We start from the raw sequence: 12,356 nt of genomic DNA, 5'->3' as shown, positions 1-12,356 counted from the left end.
CGACGGGGGCGGTGCGGTCACCGCCCGTAGGGGTAGCAGCGGCTGCGCTCCAACGGGATGCCGAGATGCGCGCCGAGGCCGCGGATCGCCTCGCCGTGCTCGATGTAGGGATCGCCGTTGCCGACCCCGACCACGATCGGGCAACCCGCGCCCTCCGGCACCATCGCGGTGGCGAGCCCGTTGCCCTCGGCGTCGCGCAGGGTGAAGAAGCGCGGCATCGCCTTCGCCAGATGCGCCTTGAGGCCGATTTGCTGCTCGATGAAGGGACCGGCGGGCGGCACGTAGGAGGCTTCGGCGCGGCCCTGGGCCTGGCGGAAATGTTTTTCCACGGCGTGGCCCATCAGGGCCGATTCCCGGATCGCCTCCGCCTCGGTCTCGATGCGGAACCAGGTTTTTCCGCCGTGAACGTCGCAGACGTAGTCCATCGCTCACCTCGACGGCTTGCCGGGCCTCGTGCCCTGGCTCCCTCCAGTGTGGGGTCGGACGGGGCCGTTTTGAAGCGCGGGTGCGGCGCCGGGTCTCGGGGTTGCGCCCTCAGGCTCGGGCGGGGGACGCGTCCAGAAGGGCCGCGCGGCCCTGCGGGGTGAGGCACCAGGCCGCTGCGACGCCGCCGGGCCGCGAACCGGGCTGCTCGCCCAGGAAGAGAAGGTCGCCGTCGTTCTCCAGGGCGCAGAGCCGGCTGTGGTCGCCGGGCCAGGCCCGGTCGGGGGCGCGCTCGAGCGTGATGCGGCCCTCCGTGCCGAGGGCGGCGCGGCTGAGGAGGCGGCGGCGGTGATCGATCATCGCGTCGGATCCTTGATCGGAGACCGGTGGCCGGCGGTGAACCCGCCGCAGGAGCGGGGCAGCGCGGGACACGGCCGATGGGACGCGGGCCCCCAGGGCCTCGCATCACGGAAAGGGTCGTCGCCCGGGTTCGCGGCATCCCTCGCGGTGCGCGGTCGGGCAGCGGAACGTGCCGCCTCCGAGGCGGCAGCGGGGCGGCCCGGCCGGCCGCGGCGGGTCACGCCGTGCGTGCCGGTACGGTCAAGCTTAACAGCCGAGCCTCCGGATGCAACCCGCAGGGTTTCGTGGCCGCGTCGGACCCGCTCCTGTCGAGGCCGAAGCCGGTCGCGCCGGGATGCGGCTCCCGGTCCTGCGATCAACCCTGGCCCGAGAGGAGGCGCGCGGCCTGCTCCCAGCCCCCGAGAAGGTCGGCACCCGCGCAGGCGAGACCGAAAGCCAGCAGGGCGAGGGCGAGAGTGACGTGGCCGACCGCTTGGAGAGGGCGCCAGCCGTAACGGCGGAGCTGTGAGTACATGGTCGAATCACTGGGTCGCAATGGTTAACAAATCGTTACCATCGAGGCCGCCGATGGCGCCGGCCTGCGCGGCGCCGGATGCCCTCACCACGGACATCAGGAACGACGCAGTCCTTGTGCGGGAGGTGGTCCTGCCGTGACAGTCATCGGGCAGTCGGCAAGCGGGTTCGTCCAGCCGATCACGGGTACGCGGGACGTGGGCCCAGGGGAAAGACCGGATTGGGCCGCCGGCACTGTTCGTCGGGGATGCCGTTTGTTAAGCTCCTTTGAGGCATGTTGCTCGCATCGTCGGCGCCACAGCAGGACATCATGCACCGTGCGTTCGTCTGCCTGACGGCGGAGCACACCGCCTGGGCCATTCCCCTGGCGGCGCTGGTCTGCTGGTTCTCGTGCCGCACGGCCCTGCACCTGCTGGAGCAGGCGCGCGTCGAGCACGGCGCGCGTGCGCTCGGCTGGCTCGTCGGGGCGGCCTTCTCGGCCGGTGCCGGGATCTGGAGCACGCATTTCATCGCCATGCTCGGCTACGATCCCGGCATGGGCATCAGCTACGACCCGGCGGTCACGCTCGCCTCGCTGCTCCTCAGCGTCGCGAGCGCATTGCTGGCCTTCGCCCTCCTGTGGCGCTCCCGTGGCCCGCTCCGCTGCGCCGCCGCCGGCGCGATCCTCGGCCTCGGGATCGCCGCGATGCACTTCACCGGCATGCGGGGCGTGCGGGTCGAGGGCAGCTTCGTCTGGGACCCGATCCTGGCCGGGGTCGCAGTCGCGACCGGGCTCGCCCTGACCTGCGGCGCCCTCCTGGCGCTGCCGCGCAGGCCGGAAGGCGGGCGCCTCGCCCCCGCGGGGATCCTGCTCGCCCTCGGGATCGTAGCGCTGCACGTCGTCGCCATGGCGGCGTTGCGGGTCGTCCCGGATCCCCAGGCCGGCCCGGTCGTCGACAGCCTGCCTCATGCCGGGCTCGCCGCCGGCATCGCCGTCGTCACCCTCGCGGTGCTCGCCTGTGGCACCCTGGCGCTGGCGGCCGATCGCCTGCGCCAGGTGAACCGCGTGCTGAGCGCCCAGGCGGCGGCCTTCGTCGCGAGCGAGGAGCGCATGCGGGCGCTCACGGACACGCTGCCCCAGATGGTCTGGGTCTTTCCCCCGGACGGCTACACCGTCTACACCAACCGGCGCTTCCAGGCGCTGTTCGGCTCCGGCGTCTCCTCCCGCCAGCAGCGCTTCGCCACCCACCACCCGGACGGCCGGGACGCCATCGCCGCGGCATGGCAGGTCGCGGAGGCCGAGGCGCGCACCTTCGAGACCGAGGCGCGGCTGAAGGACCTGTCCGGCGACTACCGCTGGTACAAGATCGTCATGGTACCGGTCGTGCACGGGGGCACGGTGGTCGAATGGATCGGCACCGCCCTCGACATCGACGACATGGTCCTCGCCCACGAGGCGCTGCGGGAGAGCGAGGAGCGCCTGGCGCTGGCGCTCGACGCGGGCAGCGACGGCCTGTGCGACTACGATCTGCGCACCGGCGACGCCTGGATCTCCGACCGCTGGTGGCAGCTGCTCGGCTACGCCCCGGGCGAGATGATCGCCGATACCCGCACGTGGCAGTCGCTGCTCCATCCCGACGACCGCGGAGCCGTGGTCGCGCTGCTCAAGAGGCACCTCGCCGGCGAGATCCCGGTCTTCGAATGCGAGCACCGGCTGCAGCGCAAGGACGGCGGCTGGGGCTGGTTCCTCACCCGCGCGAAGGTCGTCTCGCGCGATGCGAGCGGGCAGGCGCTGCGAATCGTGGGCACCCACGGCGATATCGGGGTGCGCAAGGAGGCCGAGGGCCGGATCGCCCACATGGCGGCCCACGACGCGCTCACCGACCTGCCGAACCGCACCCTGTTTCGCGAGCGGCTGGGCCAGCGCCTGGCCGAGATCGCCGAAGGGGGCGGGTCCTGCGCGGTCCTGTGCCTCGACCTTGACTGCTTCAAGGAGGTCAACGACGCCCTCGGCCACCTGACGGGCGACGCGCTCCTGCGCGCGGTGGCCGCGCGGCTCGGCGCCGGGCTGGAGGCCGGCGACACGGCGGCGCGGCTCGGCGGCGACGAGTTCGCGGTGCTCGTGGCTTCCGTGGACGGCCCCGGCGGCGCGATGGCGCGGGCGCAGGCGCTGATCCGGGAGATCGGGCGGCCCGTGGCGGTCGGCGATCAATCGGTCGAGGTCGGCGCGAGCATCGGCATCGCTGTCGCTCCCCCGCACGGAACCGACGAGGAGACGATCCTGCGGCGCGCCGACCTCGCCCTCTACAAGGCGAAGGCGGAGGGACGGAACACCGCCCGGGCCTTCGAGCCGGCGATGGATGCCGCCCTCGCCGAGCGGCGCCTCCTGGAAGGCGACCTGCGCCACGCCCTCGCCCGGGACGAGCTGATGCTGCATTACCAGCCCCAGGTGCGCTCCGCCTGCGGCCGGCTCGTCGGGTTCGAGGCCCTGGTGCGCTGGCGGCACCCGACGCGGGGGCTCGTGCCGCCCTGCGCGTTCATTCCGCTCGCCGAGGAGACGGGCCTGATCGTGCCGCTCGGCGAATGGGTGCTGCGGGCGGCCTGCCGCGAGGCGGCGGGCTGGGCGCATCCGCTCAAGATCGCCGTCAACCTGTCGCCGCGCCAGTTCCAGCAGGCCGATCTGCCCGAGCGCGTGCGGACGATCCTCGCCGAGACCGGCCTGCCGCCCGACCGGCTCGAGATCGAGATCACCGAGACGGTCATCATCAACGACATGGCGCGGGCGCTCTCCGTCCTGCGGCGGCTGAAGGCGCTCGGCCTGCGCATCGCCATGGACGATTTCGGCACCGGCTACTCGTCGCTGGCGACGCTGCAGGCCTTCCCGTTCGACAAGATCAAGATCGACCGCTCCTTCGTCAGCCAGCTCGAGCAGCGTCCCTCCGCCGCCGTGATCGTGCGGGCGGTGCTGGGACTCGGCCGCAGCCTCGGCATCGGGGTCGTGGCCGAGGGCGTCGAGACCGACGGGCAGATGCGCTTCCTCGCCGAGGAGGGGTGCGAGGAGATGCAGGGCTACCTGTTCGGCAAGCCCCAGCCGGTCGATCAGCTCGCCGGCCTGATCGCCCGGGACGCGGCCTGGATGCGGGATGCCGGCGAGAACCGCATGATGGCGGCGGGGATCTGAGGCATGCGACCGGGCTCCGGTGCCCCCCGGAGCCCGGAGCGGATCTCGGGCCTCGCCGGCGCCACGGGACGGGCGGATGCTATCGGGAGGGTCGGGAGAGGGATGGTGCCGCTGGGGAGGATTGAACTCCCGACCTCGTCATTACCAATGACGCGCTCTACCACTGAGCTACAACGGCGCGCCGGTGCCGGGCTGCCCTCCCGATCGGGAGCGGACAGACGTCAGACACACCGAGCGAAATCTTGGACTCTCACGGTGAAGGATGGTGCCGCTGGGGAGGATTGAACTCCCGACCTCGTCATTACCAATGACGCGCTCTACCACTGAGCTACAACGGCCCGTCGGCGCCACGATAACCTGACCGCGACCGTTGGGCCGGGCAGTTCGTCGCTGTGCGCCGAAGACGAGCGGGGGATAGCGGATCGCCCGGCGCATTGCAACAGGCCCGGGCCCAGGAATCGCGGCCCCGTCGGTCGGCGGCGCGTCGGCCGGCCCCCGCTCCCTGGCCCGTCCCTTGCTTTGCTCCCGCCCCAAGGGGAGAGCGCCAAGGGACGGGGCATGGATGTCGAACTGATCAGCCTGACCAAGCGCTACGGCGACACCGTAGCCGTGGATGGGATCAACCTGAAGATCCGCTCGGGTTCGTATTGCTGCCTGCTCGGGCCGTCCGGCTGCGGCAAGACCACGACGCTCCGGATGATCGCCGGGCACGAGACCGTCTCGTCGGGCGACGTGGTGATCGGCCCCAAGGCGGTCGGCGACCTGCCGCCGGCCCAGCGCGGCACCGCGATGATGTTCCAGAGCTACGCGCTGTTTCCCCACCTCACCTGCCGCGACAACGTCGCCTTCGGGCTCAAGATGCGGGGCGTCGCCAAGGCCGAGCGGATCAAGCGCGCCGACGCCATGCTGGCGCTGGTGCAGATGGACCACCTCGCCGGGCGCCTGCCGGCGCAGCTCTCCGGCGGGCAGCAGCAGCGCGTGGCGCTCGCCCGCGCCCTCGTCACAGGGCCGAAGGTGCTGCTCCTCGACGAGCCGCTCTCGGCCCTCGATCCGTTCCTGCGGGTGCGGATGCGGACCGAGCTGAAGCGGCTGCAAGGCGAGCTCGGCATCACCTTCGTGCACGTCACCCACAGCCAGGAGGAGGCGATGGCGCTGTCCGACCTCGTCGTGGTGATGAATGGCGGCCGCATCGAGCAGGCGGCCGATCCCCGCACGGTGTTCGAGCGCCCGGCCACCGCCTTCGTCGCCCGCTTCATCGGCGGCCACAACGTCATCGCGCTCCCCGACCGGCGCATCGCCGTGCGGGCCGACCGGATGCGGCTCGGGCCGGAGGCCGGCCCCGAGGGTCTCAGCGCCCGGGTCGTCGCGGTCGAGTACCAGGGCAGCACCGTCCATGTGAGCCTCGACGCGCCGGACCTCGCGGCCGAAGCCGGCTCGGCCCTCACCGCGATCCTCAGCGACCACGCCTTCGCCACCCATCCCCTCGCCCTCGGAGACAACGTGCGGGTGGGCTGGCCGGCCGGCGAGGCCCACCGCCTCGACGCCTGACGACGACTTCGAAAAGGGAGACTTTCGCCATGACCGAGACGAAGACACCCCGCCTGTCGCGCCGCACGCTGCTGCAAGGGGCCGGCGCCGCGGCCGGCCTCGCCGCCGGCTCCGGCGTCATCACGGGCTTTCCGGCGATCATCGCCGCCGAGCCGGTGACCCTGCGCTATCTCGGCACCGCCGTGAACCAGAGCGGCGACATCGCCCGCAAGGTGAAGGAAGATCTCGGCATCACGATCGAGTACATCCCGGTCGTGACCGACGAGGTCTCGAAGCGCGTCGTCACTCAGCCGAATTCCTTCGACATCGTCGATTCCGAATATTTCAGCCTCAAGAAGCTGATGCCGTCGGGCAACCTCGTCGGCATGGATGCGCGCCGGATCAAGAACGCCGACAAGATCACCCCGGTCTTCACCAAGGGCGAGGTCGGGGGCAAGAAGATCGGCGACCAGGGCACGGCGCCCAAGAAGGTGTTCTACCTCGAGGGCCAGAACTCCACGAAATTCGCCGCCTCGCCGACCGAGTGGATCACCCTGATCCCGACCACCTACAACGCCGACACGCTCGGCATCCGGCCCGACCTGATCAAGCGCCCGATCACCTCGTGGAAGGAGCTCCTGAACCCCGAATTCAAGGGCAAGGCCTCGATCCTCAACATCCCGTCGATCGGCATCATGGACGCCGCGATGGTGGTCGAGGCGACCGGCGACTACACCTATCCCGACAAGGGCAACATGACGAAGGCCGAGATCGACCGCACCATGAAGGTGCTGATCGAGGCCAAGCGCGCCGGGCAGTTCCGCGCCTTCTGGCAGGATTTCAACGAATCCGTGAACCTGATGGCGTCGGGCGAGACGGTGATCCAGTCGATGTGGTCGCCCGCCGTCACCAAGGTGCGCTCGCAGGGCGTCGCCTGCACCTACCAGCCGCTGAAAGAAGGCTACCGCGCCTGGGCCACCGGCTTCGGCCTGCCCAAAACCCTGAGCGGCAAGAAGCTCGATGCTGCCTATGATTTCATCAATTGGTTCCTGTCGGGCTGGGCCGGTGCCTATTTGAATCGCCAGGGCTACTATTCGGCGGTGCTGGAAACGGCAAAGGCCAACATGGAGCCCTACGAATGGGCATTCTGGATGGAGGGCAAGCCGGCCGAGAAGGACATCAAGGCCCCGGACGGCACCATCATGGAGAAGGCCGGCGCGGTGCGTGACGGCGGTTCGTTCGAGCAGCGGATGGGCGCCGTCGCCTGCTGGAACTCGGTGATGGACGAGAACACCTACATGGTGCGCAAGTGGAACGAGTTCATCGCCGCATGAGCACGGCCGCGGCTCCAGCCCTCCCGGAGGCGGCAACCGCCGCCTCCACCCCCACGGGCCTCGCCGCGGCGACGCGGCGCCAGCGCCGGCTGGCCTACTGGCAGGCGATGCCGCTCGGGCTCGTGTTCCTGGTGTTCTTCCTGGTGCCGCTGGCGCTGACCCTGATCGTCAGCTTCTGGGAGTACAACGAGTACGAGATCATCCCGGCCTTCACGCTCCAGAACTACGCCGACGTGTTCGAGGGCTGCCTGTCGGGGGGCGACCTCTGCACCACCTTCCGGACCTACCTGTCGACGCTGAAGTTCTGCCTGCTCGGCTGGGCCGCGACGCTGACCATCGGCTTCACGGTGGCGTATTTCGTCGCCTTCCACGTCCGCTCGACGGCGATGCAGACGGTGCTGTTTCTCATCTGCACCATCCCGTTCTGGACCTCGAACGTGATCCGGATGATCGCCTGGGTGCCGCTGCTCGGCCGCAACGGGCTCGTCAACGACACGCTGATGGGTCTCGGCCTGATCCGCACCCCGATCGAGGGGCTGCTCTATTCCGACTTCTCGGTGGTGCTGGCCTTCATCCACCTCGATACGGTGTTCATGATCGTGCCGATCTTCAACTCGATGATGCGGATCGACCGGTCGCTGATCGAGGCGGCGACGGATGCCGGCGCCACGGCCTGGCAGACCCTATGGAACGTCATCGTGCCGCTCTGCAAGCCGGGCATCGCCATCGGGTCGATCTTCGTGCTGACGCTCATCATGGGCGACTTCGTCACGGTCGGCGTCATGGGCGGCCAGCAGATCGCCTCCGTCGGCAAGGTGATCCAGGTGCAGATGGCCTACCTGCAATTCCCCGCCGCCGCCGCCAACGCCGTGGTGCTGCTCGGCGCCGTGATGGTGCTGATCGGCGCGCTCACCCGCCTGATCGACCTGCGCCGGGAGCTTTGAGAGACATGCGCCGCGACGGGCCCCGCCCCTTCTCGTTCTACGTGCTCGCCGCCTTCTTCGGGCTGTTCGTGCTCTTCCTCTACGGGCCGACCCTGACGATCCTGGCGCTCAGCTTCCAGGGGCCGCAGGGCGGCCTCACCTTCCCGATGAACGGGGTCTCGACCTTCTGGTTTTCGCGCCTCTGGGCCGGGCTCGGCGTGGTCGACATCTGGGCGGCGTTCCGGCGCTCGCTGGCGCTCGGCCTCGTGGTGATGGGGCTCACCGTCACCATCGCGTTCTTCGCAGGATTGGCCTTCCGCAAGGGGTTCTTCGGCCAGACGCCGCTCTTCTACGTCGCGGTGGCGAGCCTGATCGTGCCCTCGATCGTGGTGTCGCTCGGCATCGGCCTCGAATTCCGGCTGATCGACGAAGGCATCAAGGCGCTCGCGGCGCGGACCGGCTGGGGCGTCCTCCAGGACCACGGCACCGTGATGGGGCTGTTCACCTCGGCCTTGGGCGCCCACCTGACCTGGACCCTGCCCTTCGGCCTCCTCATCATGTTCGCGGTGTTCAACCGCTTCAACCCGGCCTACGAGGAGGCCGCCCGCGACCTCGGCGCCACCGGCACGCAATCGCTCCGCCACGTCGTGGTGCCGATCATCCTGCCGTCCCTCGTCGGCGTCGCCTTGTTCGGCTTCACCCTGTCCTGGGACGAGCTCGCCCGCACCAGCCAGGCGATCGGCGGGCGCAACACCCTGCCGCTGGAGCTGCAGGGCCTGACCACCACGGTGACGACGCCGGAGATCTACGCGCTCGGCACCGTGACGACCGGCGTCTCGCTCCTCGTCATCGGGCTCGCCTTCGGCAGCTTCCTGGGGATCCAGCGGCGGCGGGCACGGCGGGTGACCCTGCCGGGGTCCTGAGCCGCCCCTCAATCGGTCGTGCGCACCACCCAGGTCGCCCGGCGGATGCCGTCCGCCGCACCGAGCTTCGCGATCACCGCCTCGATCTCTTCCGGCTCGATCGCGGTGCTGACGAGGGTCGCCACCACCTCGACGTCGTCGTCGCCGCGCTCCTCGACGTCGACCTCGCTCACCGGGTAATGGGCCGCCTCCAGGCGCTCGACCAGAAGGTCGCGCACCTCGGAGAGGCGGCCGGTGTCGGTGGTGGCGCGCACCTCGTAGGTGGCTTCCGTATCGCGCTCGTCGATCGGGATGCGGTTGATGGCGTTGACGAGGGGCCGCAGCAGGGTGTTGCCGGCGAGCACCGCCACGGTGACGAGGGCGGCCTCCGCGGCGAGGTCGACGCCCGACAGCGCTCCGACCGCCGCCGAGCACCAGAGCGTCGCCGCGGTGTTGAGCCCGCGGACGTTCATGCCCTCCTTCATGATCACGCCGGCGCCCAGGAAGCCGACGCCCGAGACCACGTAGGCGACGATGCGGATCGCCCCGTCGGCGTGCCCGATGCGCATGCCGAGATCGGTGAAGGCCGCGGCGCCCACCGCCACCAGGACGTTGGTGCGCAGGCCCGCGGTGCGCTGCCGGTACTGCCGCTCCGCCCCGATCAGGGTGCCGAGCACGAAGGCGCAGAACAGGCTCAAGACGGAGTTGAGAAATTCGCCGGCCTGGAAGGCCTGGATGATCGCCATCGCGTCCGTGCCGCTCGTCGGGGGGCCGCGGGCGCGCCCGCGGGAAAGCCTGCCGCTATAGCGGGGCCGTGTGACGGCCCGATAGCGAAGCCGTCAGGGCGCGCGGCCGGCCGGGCCCTTGGAGCCCTGTCCCTTGCCCGCAGGCCCCTTGGTGGCCGTGTCCTTGGCCACCGTCTCCTTGTCGGAGGAGCCCTTGGCGGTCGCGCCCTTGGCCGGCACGCCCTTCTCCACCGCGCCCTTCTCGGCCGAGTGCTTGTCGCGAGCGCCGTTGCCCGGCGAATCCTTGGCCGAAGCGTCCTTGCCCGAAGCGACCTTGACCTGGGAGCGCTTGTGGGCGGCGGCCTTGACCTTCGCCTTCGCCTTCGCGCCGTCGGCCCCGGCCGCCCGGATCAGGGCGGCGAGCCCGGCCTCGGTGACCGCCTCGGCCGCCTCCGGCACGCTGAACCAGCGGCATTCGCGCTCGTGCTGCTCGGGCCAGGTCTTGAGCTGCTTGCGCACCTCCAGGCGAAACACCTGGACCTGGCACAGCACCGTGTCCCGGCTCTTCAGGCGCTTCTGGTAGAAATAGCTGCCGAGCGCCCGCCGGCCGACCCGGCCGATCAGGCCCGCCTCCTCGTAGGCCTCGCGGGCGGCGGCCTCGTAGTTCTTCAGGCCCTTCATCGGCCAGCCTTTCGGCACCACCCAGCGGCGGGTCTCGCGGGAGGTGATGAGCATGACCTGCAGCTCCCCGTCGGCGCGGGTGCGCAGCGGCAGCACGCCGACCTGGCGGCGCGGCTCTCCGTTGCGCTCCGACCAGCCGGTCAGGGCGCTCGCCAGGGCCCGCAGGCTCCTCATGCGCGGACCCGGCGAACGGCGACGCAGCGGGCGGAGCGAAGACTGGTGCAGGTCACGGGTGTCACGTCGCGGCGCACTCGCTGGGGTCCGGTCCGGGGCGGGAAGGCCGCACGATCGTGACGGTCCGGATCGCGCCGATGCCCCGCGGGGTCGGGCACGACCCGCAAGAAACGAACAGCACGACGGTGCCTCCCTCGCGGCAGGCGGCGTCTCCCCGTCCGTCCCTTTACGCGGGATGCGGCGCGGCGCTCAAGCAGGATTTGTTAACCGGCAAAACAAATCGCCGGGTCAGGCCTCGCGTCAGGCTTCGCCGCCGAGGGTGGCGATGAGGACGTCGAGGCGGGCGCGCAGATCGGCGATCTCGCTCTCGGACATCTTCAAGGTATCGACGATCGAGCGGCGCACGTCGACGGCCTGTCCCTCCAGGGCGTGCCCCTCCTCGGTCAGGCTGATCTCGACCTCGCGCTCGTCGGCCTGGCGCCGGGTGCGACGGACGAAGCCGGCCGCCTCGAGGCGCTTCAGCACGGGCGTCAGCGTTCCGGAATCGAGGCGCAGGCGGCGGCCGATGTCGGACACCGTCAATCCATCGTTCTCCCACAGCACGATCAGGACGAGGTACTGCGGATAGGTCAGGCCCAGCCGCTCGAGCAGCGGCCGATAGCACTTCGTCATGCGGTGGGACGCGGCGTAGAGCGCGTAGCAGAGCTGATTATCGAGCCGCAATGCGGTCACGCCTGACAGGACAGGCTCGAGAGAGTTCATGTGCTCACCATACCGACGGCAACCGGACGCCGCCCCTGCCGAAGGATCATCCGACAACCAGCCTAACACGGCCGGGCAGCCCACCGAAATCGCACCAATGCGTTCGATGGTGGACAATCATCTCTCGAATGCAGGTGTTTGTGCAACACCGTAGGATGGGAGGCCGACCGGCGGCGGCCGCAGACGTCCGCGCAAACCTCAACGGCGCCCATCGAGCGGCGGGCGGATGCGGCGCTCGACCAGGGGCCGGGTGGCCCGGCGCTCGACGATCACCGTGCGGGGACCGCGCAGGCCGCTGCCCGTGCTGATGATCCGCTCGGGCGCGCGCTCGGCCTTCGGCCTCGCCGCCTGGGCCTGCGCGGCCTGGAGCACGTGCGGGCGCACCTCGTCCAGGGGCAGGCCGATCAGGCCCGCGGCGATCTCGACCTGCTGCTCGACGTCGTCGGCGAGGTCCTGGGCCGCCGCCACCGCCTCGGTGATGGTCGGCGGCTCCTTGCGCACCCGGATGGGCGGCAGGTTGCGGGGCTTGTCGGTCGGCTTCTTCACGGTGCGGCTCATCATCATGGGCTGACCATAGCGCAGGCACGGCCATTGTTGCAGTGCAACACGCGCATGTCCAACCCGGCGCGGCTGGAATGGTTGCGTCGCCGAAAGGGTAGCGCCTGCCGCCGCCAGCGAAATTCGACTTGTGCGGTGGTCTGCCCCGCATATCGGTCATAAGGTCGCAGGTTCTGGATAGGCCGAACCACCGGGTCGCGCGCCGCCTTCGGGTCGGGGCCGCCGGCCGGCTTGCTCCCGGCCGCGCGGCTTGAGAGACTGGCCGACATCATGAACGCCCTTCCTCCCCTCGATCCCCGCCTGACCCCGGCCCG

The 12,356-nt window shown here is 70.4% G+C and carries 11 protein-coding genes, 2 tRNA genes and 1 pseudogene; 5 read left to right on the top strand and 9 right to left on the bottom strand.

Going from position 1 to position 12,356, the window contains the following annotated elements; all coding sequences use genetic code 11:
* Positions 1-17 precede the first annotated feature (17 nt).
* The 3 genes from QR78_RS24125 to QR78_RS35095 form a co-directional block, all read right to left on the bottom strand.
* Positions 18-425, bottom strand: a complete 408-nt coding sequence (locus QR78_RS24125) for a hypothetical protein (protein ID WP_048430137.1) — start codon at positions 423-425, stop codon at positions 18-20.
* A gap of 109 nt (positions 426-534) precedes the next feature.
* Positions 535-783: a hypothetical protein gene (locus QR78_RS24120; RefSeq protein ID WP_048430136.1), complete on the bottom strand. Its 249-nt coding sequence runs from the start codon at positions 781-783 to the stop codon at positions 535-537.
* Positions 784-1,138: 355 nt separating this feature from the next.
* Positions 1,139-1,297, bottom strand: coding sequence for a hypothetical protein (locus QR78_RS35095; protein ID WP_158004072.1), 159 nt, complete (start codon positions 1,295-1,297; stop codon positions 1,139-1,141).
* A 309-nt stretch (positions 1,298-1,606) separates the two neighbouring features.
* Between QR78_RS35095 and QR78_RS24115 the strand changes: the two genes are divergently transcribed.
* Positions 1,607-4,456: a bifunctional diguanylate cyclase/phosphodiesterase gene (locus tag QR78_RS24115; RefSeq protein WP_048430135.1), complete on the top strand. Its 2,850-nt coding sequence runs from the start codon at positions 1,607-1,609 to the stop codon at positions 4,454-4,456.
* Between the two features lie 103 nt (positions 4,457-4,559).
* Here the strand turns inward: QR78_RS24115 and QR78_RS24110 are convergent.
* Both QR78_RS24110 and QR78_RS24105 read right to left on the bottom strand, forming a co-directional pair.
* A tRNA-Thr gene (locus QR78_RS24110) sits at positions 4,560-4,634 on the bottom strand.
* Positions 4,635-4,719: 85 nt separating this feature from the next.
* A tRNA-Thr gene (locus QR78_RS24105) sits at positions 4,720-4,794 on the bottom strand.
* Positions 4,795-5,014: 220 nt separating this feature from the next.
* Between QR78_RS24105 and QR78_RS24100 the strand changes: the two genes are divergently transcribed.
* From QR78_RS24100 to QR78_RS24085, 4 genes are read left to right on the top strand one after another with little or no spacing between them, the layout of a single operon-like run.
* Positions 5,015-6,004, top strand: a complete 990-nt coding sequence (locus QR78_RS24100; RefSeq protein ID WP_048430134.1) for an ABC transporter ATP-binding protein — start codon at positions 5,015-5,017, stop codon at positions 6,002-6,004.
* Positions 6,005-6,033: 29 nt separating this feature from the next.
* A complete protein-coding gene (locus tag QR78_RS24095; protein WP_048430133.1) occupies positions 6,034-7,317 on the top strand; it encodes an ABC transporter substrate-binding protein in 1,284 nt (427 codons plus the stop codon).
* Positions 7,314-8,261 (top strand): ABC transporter permease, encoded by a 948-nt coding sequence (locus tag QR78_RS24090; RefSeq protein WP_048430132.1) that lies wholly within the window; start codon positions 7,314-7,316, stop codon positions 8,259-8,261. Before QR78_RS24095 ends, QR78_RS24090 begins: the two co-directional genes overlap by 4 nt.
* 5 nt (positions 8,262-8,266) lie before the next feature.
* On the top strand, positions 8,267-9,163 hold the full coding sequence (locus QR78_RS24085) for an ABC transporter permease (protein ID WP_048430131.1): 897 nt from the start codon (positions 8,267-8,269) through the stop codon (positions 9,161-9,163).
* Between the two features lie 8 nt (positions 9,164-9,171).
* On the opposite strand, the gene QR78_RS24080 is transcribed toward QR78_RS24085, so the two are convergent.
* The 4 genes and pseudogenes from QR78_RS24080 to QR78_RS24065 all read right to left on the bottom strand — a co-directional run bounded on the left by QR78_RS24080 (position 9,172) and on the right by QR78_RS24065 (position 12,030).
* On the bottom strand, positions 9,172-9,888 hold the full coding sequence (locus tag QR78_RS24080; RefSeq protein ID WP_048430130.1) for an MgtC/SapB family protein: 717 nt from the start codon (positions 9,886-9,888) through the stop codon (positions 9,172-9,174).
* A gap of 378 nt (positions 9,889-10,266) precedes the next feature.
* A pseudogene (locus QR78_RS36230) lies at positions 10,267-10,722 on the bottom strand (NUDIX hydrolase); the annotation flags it as partial.
* Positions 10,723-11,022: 300 nt separating this feature from the next.
* Complete coding sequence (locus tag QR78_RS24070; protein WP_048430129.1) at positions 11,023-11,484, bottom strand: MarR family winged helix-turn-helix transcriptional regulator; 462 nt, start codon at positions 11,482-11,484, stop codon at positions 11,023-11,025.
* A gap of 198 nt (positions 11,485-11,682) precedes the next feature.
* Positions 11,683-12,030: a hypothetical protein gene (locus QR78_RS24065; protein WP_420865512.1), complete on the bottom strand. Its 348-nt coding sequence runs from the start codon at positions 12,028-12,030 to the stop codon at positions 11,683-11,685.
* Positions 12,031-12,356: the final 326 nt, after the last annotated feature.

Origin of the sequence: Methylobacterium indicum, from assembly GCF_001043895.1 — a bacterium.
Taxonomy (GTDB): Bacteria; Pseudomonadota; Alphaproteobacteria; order Rhizobiales; family Beijerinckiaceae; genus Methylobacterium; species Methylobacterium indicum.
Note: the sequence above shows the minus strand (reverse complement) of the source record. Positions and strands in the feature narration are given on the sequence as shown.

What these genes read in the sequence shown, in the direction of transcription:
- QR78_RS24100 (WP_048430134.1), top strand. Translation starts at nt 5,015, where the DNA reads ATGGATGTCGAACTGATCAGCCTGACCAAGCGCTACGGCGACACCGTA.
- QR78_RS24085 (WP_048430131.1), top strand. Translation starts at nt 8,267, where the DNA reads ATGCGCCGCGACGGGCCCCGCCCCTTCTCGTTCTACGTGCTCGCCGCC.
- QR78_RS24090 (WP_048430132.1), top strand. Translation starts at nt 7,314, where the DNA reads ATGAGCACGGCCGCGGCTCCAGCCCTCCCGGAGGCGGCAACCGCCGCC.
- QR78_RS24125 (WP_048430137.1), bottom strand. Translation starts at nt 425, where the DNA reads ATGGACTACGTCTGCGACGTTCACGGCGGAAAAACCTGGTTCCGCATC.
- QR78_RS35095 (WP_158004072.1), bottom strand. Translation starts at nt 1,297, where the DNA reads ATGTACTCACAGCTCCGCCGTTACGGCTGGCGCCCTCTCCAAGCGGTC.
- QR78_RS24115 (WP_048430135.1), top strand. Translation starts at nt 1,607, where the DNA reads ATGCACCGTGCGTTCGTCTGCCTGACGGCGGAGCACACCGCCTGGGCC.
- QR78_RS24070 (WP_048430129.1), bottom strand. Translation starts at nt 11,484, where the DNA reads ATGAACTCTCTCGAGCCTGTCCTGTCAGGCGTGACCGCATTGCGGCTC.
- QR78_RS24080 (WP_048430130.1), bottom strand. Translation starts at nt 9,888, where the DNA reads ATGGCGATCATCCAGGCCTTCCAGGCCGGCGAATTTCTCAACTCCGTC.
- QR78_RS24095 (WP_048430133.1), top strand. Translation starts at nt 6,034, where the DNA reads ATGACCGAGACGAAGACACCCCGCCTGTCGCGCCGCACGCTGCTGCAA.
- QR78_RS24120 (WP_048430136.1), bottom strand. Translation starts at nt 783, where the DNA reads ATGATCGATCACCGCCGCCGCCTCCTCAGCCGCGCCGCCCTCGGCACG.